Consider the following 18,696-nt stretch of genomic DNA (forward strand, 5'->3'; position numbering starts at 1 on the left):
TTTCTTTTCTGTTCAAATATTTTTAATCTACATAGAGATTGTGAGGTAGCGACCAACCATATTGGTTAGCCGCCCAAAATAAGCACTAACGGGAACCAGCCTCCCCGGCCAAAGGCAACCTCTCTACCGTCGCCCCTCCAGTCGGTTTCCGCACCTGCCCCTGCCTTGCCCAAACAACATCAACCAACCCCTGCTTGGGCGAATAACCTTTTACTGCTCGGCATAGAATCCTGCGGACCTGCTCGCAATCATGAGAGCCGCACGCATCCCTGAGCTCCGAAACCAGAAGTTGCAAAGCCTCACTGTCGAGACGCTCCTCTTCGGCGCGCATAATCATTGGGTGGTCCGTGCCCAGCACGTTATCCCCCAACAATAATTCTTCGTACAATTTCTCCCCAGGGCGCAATCCAGTGAGCTGGATTTCAATATCGCCATCAGGGTTCTCTTCATCCCTTACCGTGTGCCCCATCAAACGAATCAAGCGCTCAGCCAGATCGTAGATGCGCACCGGCTCACCCATGTCGAGAACAAATACATCCCCATTGCGCCCCATACTCCCAGCCTGCAACACTAACTGGGCCGCCTCGGGAATCGTCATAAAGTAACGGGTTACTTTTGAGTGAGTTACAGTTACCGGACCACCGGCATTAATCTGATCCGTAAATAGAGGAATTACTGAACCGGAGGAGCCGATAACGTTGCCAAACCTGACCATGCACACACGCATTCTGTTAAAGCGACGACCAAAGTCTTGGCAAATTAGCTCAGCAAATCTCTTAGTGGCCCCCATCACATTGGTTGGCCGGACAGCCTTATCAGTGGAGATAAGCACAAACTGCTCAACCCCACACTGCTCAGCGGCCTCAAGCACAGAGAGAGTTCCCAGAATATTATTATCGGCACCAATAACAACATTCTGCTCAACTAAGGGCACATGCTTGTATGCGGCCGCATGATAAATCGTATGCACGGAGAAGCCCTGGATAATTTCCGCCATACGCTCAGCATTGCGCACATCACTAAGCAACGCGGTTACTTCAAACTGAACCCCATCATCCTGGTGCTGTTGTCGCAGCTCGCGTTCTATCTGATAGAGAGCATATTCAGAAGACTCAACAACAACTAGCCTGGCAGGCTTCCATTGCGATATCTGCCTACACAATTCTGACCCGATAGACCCGCCAGCACCAGTGACCAACACCACCTTGCCGCTGATGGAGCCAGAAACAAGCTCCTTCTGCGGCTCAACAGGAGCGCGCCCCAGGATATTCTCATAGGTCTGCGTGACATCCTCTGCTCGCCCCACACCGTCGAGCAGCTCCTCCACTCCAGGAATCGCCTTTACCACCAGACCTCGCTCTCTGAGCGCCTTGGTTATCTCCCTGCGGCGGCGCCTGGGCACTCCCGGCATAGCCAAAATAACTTCTGCAATATCTTTACCCCCAACGACTTCGAGCATGTCTGCAGGGTTATACACCAGCAACCCATCAATAAATGTCTTTTGTTTGGAGGCGTTATCATCAAAAAAAGCAACGGGCTTATATAGCTGCCCATGAACCAACGCCTTATACATTTGCAGACCCGCAGTACCAGCACCATAAATGGCCACCCGGGTTTTATGAATTTCAAGCGCTGTCTGATAGTAAAGGCGGACCAACCAGCGAGACCCACCCACGGCAATAAATGCAAAGCACCAATAGATCACAGGGACAGAACGAGGAACCCCTGCGGTGGTCAAGTAGGAAAAGAGTGCCAGCATCACTGCAGAAAGGGTTACCCCTTGCAGAACCGCAATAATAGCTTTTTGCCCCATGTACCGGATAATCGTCCGGTACAAACCGAGCCGCAAGAAAATAAAACTAGTAGCAACTAATGTTAACCCCAGGCAAGCAAACATTCGCCACTCAAGAAATTGAGCGACACCATTGAGCCGGATTGCCATAGCCAGCAGAAAGGCCAAACTTAACATCAGCATATCAAATGCCAACATCAATACAGGCTTTTGGATTCTCTTTACGCCTCGCCAAACCCTTGTCACATGACTCCCCGGAATCTACCTACAAACAAAAAACCATCCTCTACAGAGGCTACTCAGACCTTCTCAAATACAGCAACTGCTAATGCCGCTGAAGAGAAGAGCAACATCACGCCCAACTGCACAACGAGCGCTTTTTTTGCTCCAACCCGAATCGCATATCTTTGGTAAAAGTGCTCGCGATGGGCCTCCCACCAACGCTGACCGCCCAACATTCGCTTTAATAACGTGTAAGTAGCATCCAGCCAAAAAGGTGCAAATATTAGCACCGGCATCCAAAGCTCAAACGCTCCCCGTTGCCAGCCATACAAACTGACAGCAACCACCGCCAAACCTATACCTGTTGAACCGGCATCACCCAAAAAAATCTTCGCCGAAGGCCAATTGAAGACCAAAAAAACAGACGCACATACAGCCAGCAGTGCACAGAGCCAAGCTAGCTCAGCGTCCCCATTTAAAGCGCAAACTAACCCCAGAGAAGAAAAGCCGATAAGCGTCATTGACCCCGCCAAGCCATCCATCCCATCCATAAAGTTATAGAGGTTGATAGCCCAGGCTCCAGCCAAAATGAATATTGGGTAGAGCCACCAGTCCAACCCTCCCGGTAGCGCAATTAACAGCAAGGCTACCGCCAGAAGATGAGCTGAAAAGCGAAAATGTATAGCCACACTCCTCAAGTCATCCAGGGCGGACACAGCTAACAGTAACGCAAACGCCCCCAAAACCAGCGGGGACAAATCAAGTGGGCTAGCAACTACCGCGACCAAGCAGCCAAGCAGGAAAGCCCACCCACCTGTACGAGGAACCGGCACCGAGTGCATCGAGCGATTATTTGGTATGTCGAGCGCAAAATTGCGCATTCTTACAATAAACACCGATGTAGCGCCATAGCTTGTAACCACAGCAAGCAACAGTGGAATTACCCACTCCCAAGCCACACTACTCAACCAACCAACCCCTTATCACTTTCACGCAAGCCAATCCCTCCAGCCACTCTTAACACAGACAAATATTTGCACCGCAAGCAATTACAACTTTCTACACACCCCTAAAGGGAAACCCTAGAGGTCGTCCAAGCAGAGAACATTCGCTAATGATTAAAGGAAGATCAGAGCGGGGGACAGAACACAATAAATTACGAAGCTTTGTGACTAATGTAATCCAAGAATTACATCTTACCGGGGGAAGCAGTTGAACGGTACCAAGGGGGCTCATCTATCGCGACTCTCTTGTCTATCAACTCAAAACCCCGACCGGAGGCAACTATGGACCTACCAGTCGGGACCCGTAAATCTTCAGAGCCGAATTATACCCCTGTTCTTGTCCAGGGTTGCTGCACCTACACCTTTAACATTCAACAACTGCTCTACAGATGTGAACGGGCCGTGCTCTTCTCGATACTCAACAATCAGTTGCGCTCGCGCCTCGCCAATACCATCCAATTTCTCAGCAAGCTCAATGGCTGAAGCACTATTAACATTGACTGACAGCACAACTTCCTTGGCATCAACACTCTCCAACTCCTCCGCATATGTAGAGGGGTTTAGAAAGAGCGAAACAGCTAGTGCAAAAACAACAGAAAACAATCGGTAGGTCAATTTCATGGTCAACTCCCAGTGAATTATCAGTTTCACTTTGGGACTGCAATTACCTCCCCTAAGCAACGCCATGATATCAACAGGCGACTTTCTGTCGGCTCAGGCCTAATTACACATCATTACAAGCTGCGAAGCAAGATAACCATCCTAATCTGCCACTTCAGCCAGTACTGACTTTAGGGCCGCTAGGGGTTCAGAAGCCGCGGTGATGGGACGACCCACAACCAAATAGTCAGAACCTTGCGCCAAAGCTTCAGCAGGCGTCAAAGTGCGTCGCTGATCCCCGGCATCAGAGCCCGCGGGACGAATTCCTGGCGTCACCAGGGAGAAATCGGCTCCGCATTCACTTCGCAGCAGTTGGGCCTCCCGTGCGGAGCAGACTACACCGTCGAGACCGCAGGATTTAGCTTGAGAGGCCAGGTGCAACACCTGCTTTTCCAGCGGAGCAGCCACACCAACTGCAGCCAGCTCCTCTTCAGTTGTGCTGGTAAGTACGGTAACCGCAATTAATAGAGGCCTATCTTCGCCAAATTCCCGCAGAGCCTCGGCAGCAGCCGACATCATCCGCTCACCACCACTTGCGTGAACATTAACCATCCATACACCCAATTTCGCAGAAGCTTTAACAGCCTTCGCAACAGTATTGGGGATATCGTGAAATTTAAGATCCAGAAATACCTGGAAGCCCCGGTCAACCAGCGTTTTCACCAGGTCTGGACCAGCAGCAGTAAACAGCTCCTTACCAACTTTGACCCGACACAGTGACGGATCGAGCTGATCTGCCATTGCCAGTGCAGACTCAGCATTGTCGTAATCCAGAGCAACGATAACCGGAGAAGAAACTTTAGACTGCAAGAAAAACCTCATTTATTTCAAAAGCCGTCCCGACCAAGCCGCCAGCCCGGTGAATAGGACAGTCATTACTTTACTCGCCCTCAATCCCCTTAACGGAGCGTACCGAATCCCAGTGCTTGCAGCTCGGGCACAACCAGTGCAACTGATTGCCCGAAAACCCACAATTGCTACACCGGTAGTGAGGGCGGCTCGCTATTAGCTGATCGATTAGCGTCTTGAGCAGAGAGAGATTCTCTCTCGCCCTACCCTCTGTACTATCAATATGGAGGTCGAGAAAGCGTCCCAACCCCCTCAAAGACGGGCGCAGCGCCAGCTGCTTCCCCATAAATGCGGCCGCTGCAGCCTCGCTATCCTGCTGCTGAATACGCTCAGCCAGGGCAATCAATACGCTATTAGAGGGGTGCTCTTTCAAAAGGGATTCAAGATAGCGATCCAACCCCTTGCCATCCCCTAAATCCCCATAACAAGTAATCAACAACTCAAGGATTTCAGGAATATAGTCCGGACTCTGCTTGGGGATCCGCTGTAAAACCTTAATGGCCTCTCTCGGCTTGCCAAGCAGATATTCGAGGCGACCCCACAGCAAATTTGCCCGCACTGAGCTGCGCTCATAACTCAAGGCAGAATCGATATGCTTCCTCGCACTTAGGTAATCCTTTGCCGCTATTGACTCCTCTGCCAATTCGCAACAAAAATGAGCTTGAACCGGGGCCCAGTCAGCCGAGAGGCGCTTGAACCGTCGGCCATGCAATAGGTTTACAGCATGAATCGCTTTAGCCCATTCCCTTTCATCCCGGTAGACTTCAATCAGACGCTCCAGGCTAACAGCCTTTAACTCCTGAGAGGTCTCAACCAGCTCTTGTAGCAGACGTTCAGCTCTATCCAGCCAGCCAGCAGAAATATAGTCACAGGCAAGTTCAAGTTGAGCTTTGTTTTGACTAACCCTGGACAAGCTCGGGCGCCCGAGTAAATTTTGATGGACTCGAATCGCCTGATCGTACTCTCCTCTTCGGCGCAACAGACTTCCAAGAGCCAGGTGGGTGTCAAAAGTAGCCTGACTTACTTCCAGAGAGTCAATAAATTTATCGATGGTATCGTCGTGGCGCTCACTCAATAAATAGTTTAAGCCCTGGGCGTAAGACCTCACCAGCGCATGCTCTTGCTCACTATAATCCGCCACTTTCTTTTTGGCGCTGCCTCGCCCCAGCACCCAGCCGATCGCGATTGCCGCAAGCAGGAAAAAGAAATAGGTAAAATCGAGCAAATCAGTCTCCAGAAGCCTTGCGGTGGGCGGTGTGTAATTCCCGCTCCATTTTCTTCAATTGCTTCTCGAGCGACCGCACTTGGCGACGCTTGGCATAAACAGGCTGCAGACTAACGACAAAACCCAGCAACAACCCCAGCAACAAGAAACCAATCAACCAAAAGCCTACACTTCCCGCCGGCAGTTGATAGCCCACAATATTTGGTTTGATAGTCTCCGGATTGGCAACTGCGAAATAAATCCCCAAGGCGATGCAAAGCAGGGCGACGACCCCATAGACGATGCGTGTCAGCCAACGCAAAAATGACAAGGGAACCTCCACGTTCCACAAAAAACTTTATCGATTAACGACGAAGCTCTAATGGCAGTATTTATACTGCTGCCAGGGAATCTAATCATACTTCGATACTCGCCTCATCGTGCATACTTCGATTCACTCTGTCGCGCAACTCTTTGCCAGGCTTGAAATGCGGGACATATTTCCCGGCGAGATCAACCGCATCCCCAGTTTTGGGGTTCCGGCCCGTACGCGGGGCTCGATAGTGAAGAGAAAAGCTACCAAAGCCGCGTATCTCTATACGCTCACCCTGGGACAGGGCATCTGACATGGTGTCGAGCACCACTTTCACCGCCAGCTCTACATCCTTAACTGGCAGCTGATCCAACCTCAACGCAATCCTTTCGATCAGTTCGGACTTGGTCATGCGCTCCGCAACCTTTGTAAGTCATTGATTATTCTGGAGTAGAGCACCAATCATCTAATAGAAAGCCGGACTGGGCAACCCCAGTCCGGCTTTCGGGTCGCTCCAAATGATCCATTTGGAGCTATGAACACTCAAAGACGATTAGTCTTTGTTATTCATTTGAGCCTTGATCAGGTCACCGATAGTAGCGGGCTGAACTTGTTCAGACTGCTTCTTGCTGTGATCCTTGATAGCTTGCTTCTCGTCGTCCTGGTCTTTGGCTTTGATAGACAGGCTGATCACGCGGTTCTTGCGATCCACGCTGGTGATCTTAGCTTCTACTTCTTCGCCTTCTTTCAGAACGTTGCGAGCATCTTCAACCTTGTCGCGGCTGATTTCAGAAGCGCGCAGTACGCCTTCTACTTCGTCCGCCAGGATGATTACTGCTTGCTTAGCGTCAACTTCCTTAACAGTACCTACAACGATGCTGCCGCGATCGCTGGTGGTAACGTAGTCGGAGAACGGATCGGACTCCAACTGCTTGACACCCAGGGAGATGCGCTCACGCTCGGAATCGATACCCAGGATAACAGTCTCGATTTCGTCGCCTTTCTTGAACTTGCGAACAGCTTCTTCGCCAGCTTCGTTCCAGGAGATGTCGGACAGGTGAACCAGACCGTCGATGCTGCCGTCGAGACCAATGAAGATACCGAAGTCAGTGATGGACTTGATCTTACCGGAAATCTTGTCGCCCTTAGCGAATTTACGCGCGAAGGCATCCCACGGATTTTCCTGGCACTGCTTGATACCCAGGGAGATACGACGACGCTCTTCGTCGATATCCAGGATCATCACCTCTACCTCGTCGCCAACCTGGACAACTTTGGACGGGTGAATGTTCTTGTTGGTCCAATCCATTTCGGAAACGTGTACCAGACCTTCCACACCTTCTTCCAGCTCGGCAAAGCAGCCGTAGTCGGTCAGGTTGGTTACAACCGCCTTCACGCGGCTGTTCTCTGGGTAACGCTGCTTGATGGATACCCAAGGATCTTCGCCCAACTGCTTCAGGCCCAGGGATACACGGCTGCGCTCGCGGTCGAACTTCAGTACTTTTACTTCGATCTCGTCGCCAACGTTCACGATCTCGCTCGGGTGCTTGATGCGCTTCCAAGCCATATCGGTGATGTGCAGCAGGCCGTCGATGCCGCCCAGGTCTACGAAAGCACCGTAGTCGGTCAGGTTCTTCACGATACCCTTGACGCTCATGCCTTCCTGCAGGCTTTCCAGTAGAGCTTCACGCTCTTCGGAGGTGGCAGCTTCCATAACGGCGCGGCGGGAAACAACTACGTTGTTGCGCTTGGAGTCCAGCTTGATAACTTTGAACTCGAGCTCTTTACCTTCCAGGTGCGCGGTGTCGCGAACCGGACGAACGTCAACCAGAGAGCCGGGCAGGAACGCACGGATATTGGCAACATCAACAGTAAAGCCACCTTTAACCTTACCGCTGATAACGCCTTTAACCACTTCGTCAGCTGCGTGAGCTGCGTCGAGGATTTTCCAGGCTTCAGCGCGCTTGGCTTTTTCGCGGGACAGACGGGTTTCACCGAAACCGTCTTCTACAGCTTCCAGGGCAACCTGTACTTCGTCGCCCACCTGCAGCTCAACTTCACCTTTATCGTTGGCGAATTGTGCAGCAGGGATAACGCCTTCAGACTTCAGGCCCGCGTGAACGGTAACCCAGTCTTTATCTACGTCGATTACAACACCAGTAACAATTGCGCCCGGTGCCATTTCAACGCTTTTCAGGCTCTCTTCAAATAGATCAGCAAAGCTCTCGCTCATTACATTACCTATAGTGCTGGGTCCAGCCGTTGGTAACTGTTAAGTCTAGTCAACCGCCAGCCGCGACCCCAACCGCGCTGCCAGCACGCGGGTCGGATTACGATAACGGCCGGGCGATTCTGGCTGATCCCGGCCGCTGTCGTTAGAAAACTATTTACTGCCCGAACTTCAGGATAAAATGCGGTCCTGAACCAAATCGAGCACTTTTCCGAGGACTTCATCGATACTCACCCCCGTACTATCCAGCTCAACCGCATCCTCAGCGGGAGCCAGGGGGGAGGCTTTTCTATTCATATCCTGCGCATCTCGGGCACGGATGTCCTCCAGCAGGTCGCGGAGGCTAACAGAAACCCCCTTCTCCTGCAACTGAGCGAAACGCCTGTTAGCGCGCTCCTCAGCGCTGGCGGTTAGGTAAACCTTGACCGGCGCGTCGGGAAACACGTTAGTGCCCATATCCCGACCATCGGCAACCAAGCCGGGGGCCTGGCGGAAGTCCCGCTGGCGCTGCAGCAGCGCTGCCCGCACTCCGGGAATTGCCGCGACCTTGGAAGCGGCCATACTTACCCGCTCCATACGGATATCTGCGGTGACATCACGCTCTTCCAGCCACACCTGCAACTGACCGGCACTCACGGTAAAGCGCACATCGAGGTCTTTCGCCAATTCGGTCAGCCGCTTGTCATTGGAGAGATCAACTTCCTTATTAAGTGCGGCCAAAGCGGCAGCCCGATAAAGGGCCCCGGAGTCCAACAAGGAAAAGCTCAAGCGATCAGCCAAAAGCTTTGCAATGGTTCCCTTACCCGAACCACTGGGACCATCAATGGTAACTACTGGTGGCAACCCGTTTGTATCACTCATATTTTCTTTACAACTCAACATCTCTGGCGGATGCACTCAAGCGAACCACAACCGCCCAAACCTGAATGCCCGTGTCACGCCAACTGCAACTTGAGACCCGCACCCATTGCCAGTTCGGCAAAGTTCGGGAATGAAGTCGCCACATTGGCGCAGTGAAGGATGCGGATTGTATCCTTTGCGCGCAGCGATGACACTGCAAACGCCATAGCAATACGGTGATCCCCCAAGCTATCGACGGTGCCGCCAGAAAATACCGCACCCTCTTTGCAGCCCTGGATCACGATACCGTCCGGTGTTGGCTCAGCTTTTACCCCAAGTGCAATCAAGCCATTTGCCATCGCCTGAATCCGGTCACTCTCTTTGACCCGCAACTCCTCCGCACCAGTCAGGACGGTCTCACCTTCTGCACAAGCTGCCGCAACAAACAATGCGGGAAACTCATCAATCGCCAGGGGTACCTGATCCTCAGGGATGCGAATTCCCTTTAAGGGCGCATAGCGAACATGAATATCCGCCACCGGCTCACCGCCCACTTCGCGCATATTCAGCAATTCAACATTGCCGCCCATTGCACGGAGGATATTGATAACCCCATCGCGGGTGGGATTGACCCCCACATGCTCCAGCACAACATCGGAACCGGGAGAGATAGCGGCAGCAACCATAAAGAATGCAGCTGAAGAAATATCGGCAGGCACATCGATGCGACAGGATTTCAGTGAGCCACCGCCCACCAACTTAGCCTGAGCACCATCCCGCTCCACCTTATAACCAAAGCCCTGCAACATGCGCTCGGTATGATCTCTAGTGGGCGCCGGCTCAACGGTAGACGTTTGACCCTCACTATAGAGCCCAGCCAGCAATACCGCTGATTTCACCTGGGCACTGGCCATCGGCAGCGGGTAATCAATCCCTTTCAACGCGCTCCCCCCCTTAATCAAAAGCGGCGGACGGCCTTCCGGGCCAGTCTCAATATTTGCACCCATCTCACGCAGGGGGTTAGCCACGCGATTCATCGGGCGCTTTGACAGGGACTCATCACCAGTGAGTGTTACGTCGAAATCCTGCCCGGCAAGCAATCCAGCCAACAGGCGCATGGAGGTCCCGGAGTTACCGAGATATAGCGGTCCGGGCGGTGCCTGCAAGCCATTAAGACCCACGCCATGAATTACAACCCGACCATTGTCCGGCCCCTCAATTACGACCCCCATATCGCGGAAAGCCTGCAGGGTTGCCAGTGCATCCTCACCCTCCAGGAAGCCCTCAACTTCTGTAACTCCCTCGGCCAGGGAGCCCAGCATAATTGAGCGGTGCGACATGGATTTGTCCCCCGGCACCCTGAGCTTGCCATTTACAGCCTTGCCCGGCTGCACGATAAAAGTAATCTCTTGTTCTTGCATAGGTTCCGAATACGCTTGTTTTGCCAACATTTTGGTAAAGTGATCCCGTGCCGCTTTGGCGCGAGTAAAAACCCCCATCAGGGCAGCGCTATCACCGGAGGCAATAGCGTCGCGTAGGGAAGAAAGGTTGAGGCTATATAGGTCGATGGCCTTTAAGATGGCATCCCGATTGGCGAGCATAATATCTCGCCACATAATCGGGTCACTGGAAGCGATACGAGTAAAGTCACGGAAGCCTCCCGCCGCATAGCGGAAGATATTTTCGTTTTCCGCATCGTGGGCCAAAGTGTCCACAAGGCTAAAAGCAATGACATGGGGAAGATGGCTCGTAGCAGCCAGAACCTCGTCGTGCTCCTCCACTGACATTGTCAGGGGCTCAGCTCCCACGGCCTGCCATGCTCGCTCCACAAGCTGCAAATGAGCAGCCCCTGTATTCGCAAGCGGCGTCAGGATAATGCGGTGATCCCTATAGAGGTCATCTCTCGCCGCGGTAACACCACTTTTTTCAGAACCAGCGATTGGGTGCCCTGGCACCAGAAAATCTGGAGCACTCCCCCACACTTTTTCTGCCGCTGTCACCACGCTACCTTTTACGCTGGCACCATCTGTCACAGTGACTCCCGCCGGCAGGTGTTCTTTCAGCTGCGCGAATACAGACTCAATCGCCAGTGTCGGCACAGCCACAAACACCAAATCGCCCGGCTCCAGCTGCGGCAATACCAGCTCGAGACTGGTGCTGGCCCGATCAACAATACCGAGCGCCCTTGCTTCATCGCAGACACTCTCTTCCAGAGCGACCCCGATAACCTCTCGGCAAGCCCTGGCAGCTTTCAGTGCAAGGGCAAAACTCCCCCCAATTAAACCGATCCCAACAACCAGCAGTCGGCCAATTTGAGCTTGCGCCATCACAGCACTCCGCGAGGGTAGGAACCCAGCACTTTCAAATCTGAGGCACAGCCTCCAACCTCTTTTAGCGCCTCGGCAATTCCCTGGGTATCGCGGTGGCCGCTAAAATCGATAAAGAACACATAGGTCCAATTGCCAGACTGCGATGGTCGGGTCTCTACCCGGGTCAAATCGACGCTGTAGCGACGAAACGGCTCCAGGAGATCGTGCAGAGCACCTGGCTCATTGCGCATTGACACCATCAATGAGGTCTTATCATCCCCACTCGCAGGCACTTGCTGGGTACCAATAATCAAGAAGCGGGTGGAATTATCCGGGCGATCTTCTATTTTCTCCGACAGTACCTTCAGTCCGTAGAGTTCCGCTGCCATATCGCCAGCTATCGCCGCAGCATTCCACTCACCCTTAACGCGCCTGGCCGCATCCGCATTGCTGGCAACTGCAACACGCTCCACATTGGGATAATGGGCATCAAGCCACTTGCGGCACTGCGCCAGGCTCTGCGCATGGGAATAAATACGAGTGATTGACTCTGGGCGCGTTACATCTGAGATCATCAAGTGATGATGGATACGCAGCTCCACCTCACCGCAGATACTCAGGTTGGAGTGCATAAAGTTGTCCAGGGTGTGGTTGATCACCCCTTCGGTAGAGTTTTCTACCGGCACAACACCGTAACTGACGGCACCTGCTTCTACTTCACGGAAAACTTCATCAATTGCCGCCAGCGGCCGGCTCTGGGCAGAGTTGCCGAAGTGCTTTAATGCCGCCTGCTGGGTAAAGGTACCCTCAGGGCCCAGGTAGGCCACTTTGACAGGCTCTTCCAAGGCCAGGCAGGCCGACATAATTTCGCGAAACAGTCGCGCCATTTCTTCATCAGTCAGCGGACCATTATTGCGCTCCATAGCCTTGCGCAGCACTTGTGCTTCACGCTCCGGCCGATAATAGAGAGCATCCTCGCCAGTAGCTTTCTTAACCTCTGCAACCTCCAGGGCGCAGCGAGCCCGCTCACTAATTAAGCGAGCAATCTCTCCATCAATACTATCGATCTGATTGCGCAGCTCCAGCAGTCGCTGGTCACCACTCACAGTTTCCTCTGCCATTCGTTTATCTACTTTCTCAAGAAATCATCAAGATTGAATTAACCACCTAAGCCTTGCGCGCTTCAAAATCCGCCATAAATGCCACAAGCGCTTCCACTGCCTCCATGGGAACGGCGTTATATAGCGACGCGCGCATACCACCCACAGAGCGGTGCCCCTTTAAGCTCAACAAACCCGCTCCTTCTGACTCAATCAAAAACTGCTTATCCAGGCGGTCGTCAGCCAACACAAAGGGCACATTCATGCGGGAGCGACTTCCCTCCTCAACCGGACTGGAGAAAAAGTCACTGCTGTCGAGGAAGTCGTACAGCATTTTGGATTTAGCATCGGCCTGCTTAGCCATCGCATCAACACCCCCCTGATCTTTCAACCACTGGAAGACAAGACCAGATAAGTACCAAGCGAAAGTAGGTGGCGTGTTATCCATAGAGCCCGCTTCTGCCGCCACCTTCCAGCTCAAACTGCGAGGAATATTTTCCAGTGAGCGATCGAGTAAATCATCTCGAATCAAGGCTACAGCGATACCTGAGGGGCCAATATTTTTCTGCGCACCAGCATAGATAACGCCGAACTTTTCCACCTCAATCGGTTGAGACAAAATAGTTGAGGACATATCCGACACTAGCGGGCATTCCACTTCCGGCACATAGCCAAACTCAACACCGCCAATCGTCTCGTTAGGGGTATAGTGGAAATAAGCCGCATCCCCACTCGACTGCCAGCTGTCTGCTGCAGGTGCATAGCTGAAGTTTCGATCCTCACTGGATGCGACCACATTTACCTCACCGTAACGACGAGCTTCTTTGATTGCCTTGGCCGCCCAACTACCGGAATGAATGAATTCAGCTTTGGTAGAGCCAGCACCGAGAAGATTCCAGGGCACAGCACTGAACTGCCCAGTTGCCCCACCCTGAAGAAACAATACTTTGTAGTTGCTCGGCACACTGAGCAAATCGCGGAGATCCTGTTCGGCCCGCTCAGCTACCTCAACAAACTCTGGAGAGCGGTGGCTGACTTCCATTACAGAGCAACCGAGCCCTTGCCAATTGAGCAACTCCCTTTGCGCCTGCTCCAATACGGGCTGCGGTAAAGCGGCAGGACCTGCACAGAAATTAAACTTCCTCATGAGCTGATTTCCACAATACAAAAAAGGTTTCAAATACAACTAGATGTGTCTACGCACAAATTGCCATTCAGGGGGATAGATATCGCGCCTTTAGCGTTTTTCGTGGGAGCCAAAGGCAAGAAAGGCCGCGATAAACGCAGCCTTTCTTAGTGGTCTGGAGCGGTGGGTCACTCTTCCCCACCGTTTTCTTCACCGTCATCTTCGGTCTCTTCAATGCGACCGAGACCAACCAGCTTCTCGCCAGTCTTCAGGCGAATCACTCGCACCCCCTGCGTGTTGCGCCCAAGTACAGACACTTCATCAACACGGGTACGCACCAGAGTGCCCTGGTCGGAGATCAACATCATCTCCTCACCTGGGTGCACCTGACAGGCCCCAATCAAGGCACCGTTACGTTCACTTTCCGCGATCGCAATTACACCCTGGGTACCGCGTCCCTTGGTGGGGAATTCGCTGATAGCTGTGCGCTTACCGTAACCATTCTCAGTAGCCATCATCACAGAGCCACCCTCTTCAGGGATAACCATAGCGATAACCTGCTGACCTTCCTGCATACGAATACCACGAACACCACGGGAAACACGGCCCATAGAGCGCACATTGGACTCGGAGAAGCGCGCTGCCTTACCGGCGCTGGTAAACAGCGCTACATCGCGCTCACCATCGGTAATCGCAGTGGCTACCAGGCGATCGCCCTCCTCCAGTTCAATTGCACGCAAACCAACACTGCGGGGGCGGGCAAAAGCGGTGAGGGGGGTTTTCTTCACGGTGCCATTGGCAGTGGTGAAGAAGATAAAGTGATTTTCGTCGTACTCGGACACCGGCATCATGCTACTGATACGCTCACCCTCTTCCAGGGGCAGCATGTTAACCATTGGGCGACCACGGGAGGCTCGGCCAGCGGTGGGCACTTCGTAGACTTTCAGCCAGTACACCTTGCCCTTATTGGAGAAGCACAGAAGGGTGTCATGGGAGTTGGCGATCAATAGATGCTCGACGAAGTCCTCGTCTTTTACCTGGGTCGCGGATTTACCCATACCGCCACGGCGCTGGGCCTGGTAATCGGTCAGAGGCTGGCTCTTGGCATAACCACCGTGGGAGATAGTTACTACCTTATCTTCCGGGGTAATCAGGTCTTCAACGGTCAGATCCTGGCGAGACGCAACGATATCGGTACGACGCTCATCGTTAAAGTCCTTTGACAACTGCTCTAACTCTTCGCGGATCACTTCCATCAGACGCTCGAAGCTACCGAGGATATGCAAATATTCAGCAATCTGCTCCAGTCGATCCTGGTATTCTGCCAACAGCTTGTCGTGCTCCATGCCCGTCAGGCGGTGCAGGCGCAATTCGAGAATTGCCTGGGCCTGGGCCGGGGACAAGTAGTAAGCGTCGTCGCGCAGACCAAATTCTTGCGGCAGGTCATCTGGACGGCAGGCATCAGCACCAGCCCGCTCCAGGAACTGCTGTACATTGCCCACAGGCCAGCCTTTAGCCAGCAACGCCTCGCGAGCATCTGCCGGCGTGGCGGAAGATTTGATCAGCTCGATTACCGGATCGATATTGGCAATGGCAATCGCCAGACCTTCCAGAATATGACCGCGCTCGCGGGCTTTGCGCAACAGGTAGACCGTACGGCGGGTAACGACTTCCTGGCGGTGGCGAATAAAGTGCTCGAGCAGCTCTTTGAGATTCAATACCTTGGGCTGGCCATCGACCAGGGCTACCATATTGATACCGAAGACGCTTTCCAGCTGGGTCTGGGAATAGAGGTTATTCAGAACCACATCACCCAGCTCTCCCCGCTTAAGCTCAATCACTACGCGCAAGCCGTCTTTGTCGGACTCGTCGCGCAGCTCAGAGATACCCTCGATCTTTTTCTCTTTCACCAGCTCAGCAATACGCTCGATCAAGCGCGCTTTATTCAGCTGGAAGGGGATCTCAGTAATGATGATGGTTTCGCGATTGGTCTTGTCATCGCGGATCACATCTGCTTTGGCACGGACATAAATGCGCCCACGGCCAGTGCGGTAAGCAAGGAGAATACCGGCGCGGCCATTAATGATGGCGCCCGTGGGGAAGTCCGGCCCGGGGATGTACTCCATCAGGTCGTCGACGGTCAACTCGGAATTATTGATCAGAGCCAGACAAGCCTTGATCACCTCACCCAGGTTATGGGGAGGGATATTGGTGGCCATGCCCACCGCAATACCGGAGGAACCATTGACCAAGAGGTTCGGCACACGCGAAGGCAACACCTCCGGCATTTGCTCAGAACCATCGTAATTATCGACAAAATTAACAGTTTCTTTATCGAGGTCGGACAGCAGCTCATGGGCCAACTTGTCCATACGAATCTCGGTGTATCGCATGGCAGCTGGACTGTCACCATCGATAGAGCCGAAGTTACCCTGGCCATCTACCAAGGTGTAACGCATAGAAAACGGCTGCGCCATACGCACAATAGTGTCGTAGACCGCAGTGTCTCCGTGCGGGTGATACTTACCGATTACATCACCAACGACACGCGCTGATTTCTTGTACGGTTTATTCCAGTCGTTTTTAAGCTCGCTCATCGCGTAGAGCACGCGGCGGTGTACCGGCTTGAGGCCATCGCGTACATCCGGCAGTGCGCGCCCGACAATCACGCTCATGGCATAGTCGAGATAAGACTGCTTGAGTTCTTCTTCGATATTAATCGGAGAGATTTCTTTGGCTAATTCGCCCATGGCTTACGGCGTTCCTTTTATAGCGCGGGCGTACGTACTGTGCCCGGGATAAGCGGGCGATTCTACCATAGTTTGAGATGTTTGGAGCTGCAGGACTCGGAGATATACAACTGCGGCACAAACCACAGTTGTCGCCCCCATTGACTGCGGCTACAGTAAAACACCTCCACAGCAGCCACCAGATAACTCCTCATGCAACAAGCTGTCGATACCCTGATCCACGCACGCTGGATCATACCCGTCGTACCCGAGAAAAAAGTGTACGAAAATTGTTCACTCGCAATAGAAAGGGGCAAAATCTCTGCCCTGGTACCCACAGCTGAGGCCTCAATTCGTTTTAAGGCAACAGATGAAGTCGACCTGGGGCAACACGCACTAATTCCAGGGTTAATTAATACTCACAACCATGCGCCCATGACGCTATTGCGCGGCTACGCTGATGACCGCCCCCTTAAAGAGTGGCTTGAGCAGCACATCTGGCCGACAGAGCAACGCTGGGTTGGTCCGCAATTTGTAGCTGACGGCAGCCGGCAAGCGATTGCCGAGATGCTGCGCTCTGGTACTACTACTTTTTCTGATCAGTACTTCTTCCCGGAAGCCGTCGCCATTGCTGCGCGGGAAAGCGGAATCAGGGCCCATATCGCCTTCCCCGTGCTGGATGCCCCAACCCCCTGGAGCCGCAATAGCGACGAGGCCCTACACAAAGGATTGGCGTTACGCGATGATTACCGTGCGCACGATCGAATTGAGGTGGTATTTGCACCCCACGCCCCCTACACCGTGGGGGATAAAACACTGGAGAAAATTGCAGTCTGCTCTGCCGAAGCGCAGATCCCCATGCAGATGCACCTCCACGAGACCCACGCTGAAGTTGAAAGCGCCCTGAACGCTAATGGAGAGCGGCCCACCGAACGGCTATTCCGCCTTGGGCTGCTGGGGCCGCAGACACTTTGTGTACATATGGTGGCCACTAATCAACGAGACATTGAGCTAGTGAGTTCAAGTGGCGCCCATGTTTCTCACTGCCCATCATCTAATCTCAAGCTCGCCTCAGGCTTTTGCCCAGCCTATGACATGCTGGAAGCCGGCATCAACGTATCCCTTGGCACCGATGGCGCCGCGAGCAATAACACCCAAGACCTGTTCTCCGAAGCCAACACAGCCGCACTACTGGCAAAAGCTGTTAGCGGGAACGCAACAGCCCTACCCGCGCATCAGACACTGAGCATGGCGACCATCAACGGAGCCAAAGCGCTGGGAATTGAAGATATAACCGGAAGCCTGGAGGTAGGTAAAAGCGCAGACATTGCAGCTATCAATCTCGGCGGTCTAGAACAGCAGCCTTTGCATGACCCGGTGTCCCAATTGATTTATGCCAATGGAGGACACAATGTCAGCGATGTCTGGGTTGCCGGGCGACAACTTTTAAAGGAGCGCCAGCTACAAACCTTAAACGAGACTGAGGTTATCCAGCGGGCGCAAATATGGCGTGATAGAATCAGCGGAAATTTACGCTAGATAACTGATTCCGGCCCAATCACTGAAAAATGCCGGTTACGAGCGACGGAGTTTGCAGAGAAGTTCATGAGCAATGTAGATCCCTCAGAAATCGCCAAATTTGAGCAACTTGCCAGCCGCTGGTGGGACAAGGAAGGCGAGTTCAAACCACTACACGAAATCAATCCACTGCGTGCAAATTACATTGACGGGTATGCCCCGGTTGCCGGTAAGAAGCTCCTCGATGTGGGCTGCGGTGGCGGTATCCTGGCTGAAGCCATGGCACAGAGGGGAGCCGATGTTACTGGTATCGATCTAGGGGAAGCCCCACTCAATGTCGCCAAACTCCACGCCCTCGAAAGTGGCGTCAGCGTCAACTATCGCAAAGTGGCAGTAGAGGAACTGGCAGAAGAAGCGCCCGAGAGCTTTGATATTGTTACCTGCCTGGAGATGCTTGAGCATGTACCAGACCCGTCCTCTGTCATTCGCGCCTGCGCGAAACTTGTAAAACCTGGCGGCAAGCTATTTTTCTCTACGATCAACCGCACCCCCAAAGGGTGGCTGTTTGCCGTAGTCGGAGCAGAATATGTCCTACGCTTACTGCCCAAGGGCACTCATGAATACAGTAAGTTTATCCGCCCCTCAGAAATGGGCGCCTGGCTGCGCGATGAGTCCCTGGAAGCGCACGATATAACCGGTATGACTTATAACCCGGTTACCCGAAGCTACAAATTGAACCCCCGGGATGTCGACGTCAATTATTTGATGTATGCCAGCAAACCAGAATAAGTGAACTGCAA

The 18,696-nt window shown here is 53.1% G+C and carries 15 protein-coding genes; 2 read left to right on the forward strand and 13 right to left on the reverse strand.

What is annotated here, in order from left to right; translation table 11 throughout:
- Positions 1-85: 85 nt before the first annotated feature.
- The 13 genes from ACJJI1_RS00560 to gyrA all read right to left on the reverse strand — a co-directional run bounded on the left by ACJJI1_RS00560 (position 86) and on the right by gyrA (position 16,399).
- The gene (locus ACJJI1_RS00560; RefSeq protein WP_444958255.1) at positions 86-2,038 is read right to left on the reverse strand and encodes a polysaccharide biosynthesis protein; all 1,953 of its coding nucleotides are present in this window, start codon (positions 2,036-2,038) and stop codon (positions 86-88) included.
- 53 nt (positions 2,039-2,091) lie between these two features.
- Positions 2,092-2,973, reverse strand: coding sequence for an MraY family glycosyltransferase (locus ACJJI1_RS00565; protein WP_444937378.1), 882 nt, complete (start codon positions 2,971-2,973; stop codon positions 2,092-2,094).
- A 357-nt stretch (positions 2,974-3,330) separates the two neighbouring features.
- Positions 3,331-3,639, reverse strand: a complete 309-nt coding sequence (locus ACJJI1_RS00570; protein ID WP_444907759.1) for a ComEA family DNA-binding protein — start codon at positions 3,637-3,639, stop codon at positions 3,331-3,333.
- A 141-nt stretch (positions 3,640-3,780) separates the two neighbouring features.
- Complete coding sequence (gene pyrF / locus ACJJI1_RS00575; protein WP_444936272.1) at positions 3,781-4,488, reverse strand: orotidine-5'-phosphate decarboxylase; 708 nt, start codon at positions 4,486-4,488, stop codon at positions 3,781-3,783.
- A gap of 70 nt (positions 4,489-4,558) precedes the next feature.
- Positions 4,559-5,752 carry a lipopolysaccharide assembly protein LapB gene (gene lapB, locus ACJJI1_RS00580; protein WP_444907757.1) on the reverse strand — a complete coding sequence of 398 codons (1,194 nt, stop codon included), beginning with the start codon at positions 5,750-5,752 and terminating at the stop codon, positions 4,559-4,561.
- Position 5,753: 1 nt separating this feature from the next.
- Positions 5,754-6,062, reverse strand: a complete 309-nt coding sequence (locus tag ACJJI1_RS00585; RefSeq protein ID WP_413662669.1) for a lipopolysaccharide assembly protein LapA domain-containing protein — start codon at positions 6,060-6,062, stop codon at positions 5,754-5,756.
- Between the two features lie 85 nt (positions 6,063-6,147).
- Complete coding sequence (gene ihfB / locus ACJJI1_RS00590; protein ID WP_282932044.1) at positions 6,148-6,456, reverse strand: integration host factor subunit beta; 309 nt, start codon at positions 6,454-6,456, stop codon at positions 6,148-6,150.
- Between the two features lie 141 nt (positions 6,457-6,597).
- Positions 6,598-8,277, reverse strand: a complete 1,680-nt coding sequence (gene rpsA, locus ACJJI1_RS00595) for a 30S ribosomal protein S1 (protein WP_444914264.1) — start codon at positions 8,275-8,277, stop codon at positions 6,598-6,600.
- 168 nt (positions 8,278-8,445) lie between these two features.
- Positions 8,446-9,135, reverse strand: coding sequence for a (d)CMP kinase (cmk, locus tag ACJJI1_RS00600; RefSeq protein ID WP_444958256.1), 690 nt, complete (start codon positions 9,133-9,135; stop codon positions 8,446-8,448).
- A 74-nt stretch (positions 9,136-9,209) separates the two neighbouring features.
- The gene (locus ACJJI1_RS00605) at positions 9,210-11,441 is read right to left on the reverse strand and encodes a bifunctional prephenate dehydrogenase/3-phosphoshikimate 1-carboxyvinyltransferase (RefSeq protein ID WP_444958257.1); all 2,232 of its coding nucleotides are present in this window, start codon (positions 11,439-11,441) and stop codon (positions 9,210-9,212) included.
- Complete coding sequence (gene pheA, locus ACJJI1_RS00610) at positions 11,441-12,544, reverse strand: prephenate dehydratase (RefSeq protein WP_444958258.1); 1,104 nt, start codon at positions 12,542-12,544, stop codon at positions 11,441-11,443. The genes ACJJI1_RS00605 and pheA overlap by 1 nt, the downstream gene beginning before the upstream one ends.
- 46 nt (positions 12,545-12,590) lie before the next feature.
- Positions 12,591-13,670, reverse strand: coding sequence for a 3-phosphoserine/phosphohydroxythreonine transaminase (gene serC, locus ACJJI1_RS00615; RefSeq protein ID WP_444958259.1), 1,080 nt, complete (start codon positions 13,668-13,670; stop codon positions 12,591-12,593).
- Positions 13,671-13,837: 167 nt separating this feature from the next.
- Positions 13,838-16,399, reverse strand: coding sequence for a DNA gyrase subunit A (gyrA, locus tag ACJJI1_RS00620; protein ID WP_444958260.1), 2,562 nt, complete (start codon positions 16,397-16,399; stop codon positions 13,838-13,840).
- A gap of 192 nt (positions 16,400-16,591) precedes the next feature.
- Between gyrA and ACJJI1_RS00625 the strand changes: the two genes are divergently transcribed.
- Positions 16,592-17,917 carry a TRZ/ATZ family hydrolase gene (locus ACJJI1_RS00625; protein WP_444958261.1) on the forward strand — a complete coding sequence of 442 codons (1,326 nt, stop codon included), beginning with the start codon at positions 16,592-16,594 and terminating at the stop codon, positions 17,915-17,917.
- A gap of 66 nt (positions 17,918-17,983) precedes the next feature.
- Positions 17,984-18,685 carry a bifunctional 2-polyprenyl-6-hydroxyphenol methylase/3-demethylubiquinol 3-O-methyltransferase UbiG gene (gene ubiG / locus ACJJI1_RS00630; protein ID WP_444893285.1) on the forward strand — a complete coding sequence of 234 codons (702 nt, stop codon included), beginning with the start codon at positions 17,984-17,986 and terminating at the stop codon, positions 18,683-18,685.
- The last annotated feature ends 11 nt before the right edge of the window (positions 18,686-18,696 follow it).

This window comes from Microbulbifer maximicatervae (SeqCode), from assembly GCF_052467065.1.

Excerpts from the sequence above, each read along its gene's own strand:
- ACJJI1_RS00570 (WP_444907759.1), bottom strand. The coding sequence starts at position 3,639 with ATGAAATTGACCTACCGATTGTTTTCTGTTGTTTTTGCACTAGCTGTT.
- ihfB (WP_282932044.1), bottom strand. The coding sequence starts at position 6,456 with ATGACCAAGTCCGAACTGATCGAAAGGATTGCGTTGAGGTTGGATCAG.
- rpsA (WP_444914264.1), bottom strand. The coding sequence starts at position 8,277 with ATGAGCGAGAGCTTTGCTGATCTATTTGAAGAGAGCCTGAAAAGCGTT.
- cmk (WP_444958256.1), bottom strand. The coding sequence starts at position 9,135 with ATGAGTGATACAAACGGGTTGCCACCAGTAGTTACCATTGATGGTCCC.
- ACJJI1_RS00605 (WP_444958257.1), bottom strand. The coding sequence starts at position 11,441 with ATGGCGCAAGCTCAAATTGGCCGACTGCTGGTTGTTGGGATCGGTTTA.
- pheA (WP_444958258.1), bottom strand. The coding sequence starts at position 12,544 with ATGGCAGAGGAAACTGTGAGTGGTGACCAGCGACTGCTGGAGCTGCGC.
- serC (WP_444958259.1), bottom strand. The coding sequence starts at position 13,670 with ATGAGGAAGTTTAATTTCTGTGCAGGTCCTGCCGCTTTACCGCAGCCC.
- gyrA (WP_444958260.1), bottom strand. The coding sequence starts at position 16,399 with ATGGGCGAATTAGCCAAAGAAATCTCTCCGATTAATATCGAAGAAGAA.
- ACJJI1_RS00625 (WP_444958261.1), top strand. The coding sequence starts at position 16,592 with ATGCAACAAGCTGTCGATACCCTGATCCACGCACGCTGGATCATACCC.
- ubiG (WP_444893285.1), top strand. The coding sequence starts at position 17,984 with ATGAGCAATGTAGATCCCTCAGAAATCGCCAAATTTGAGCAACTTGCC.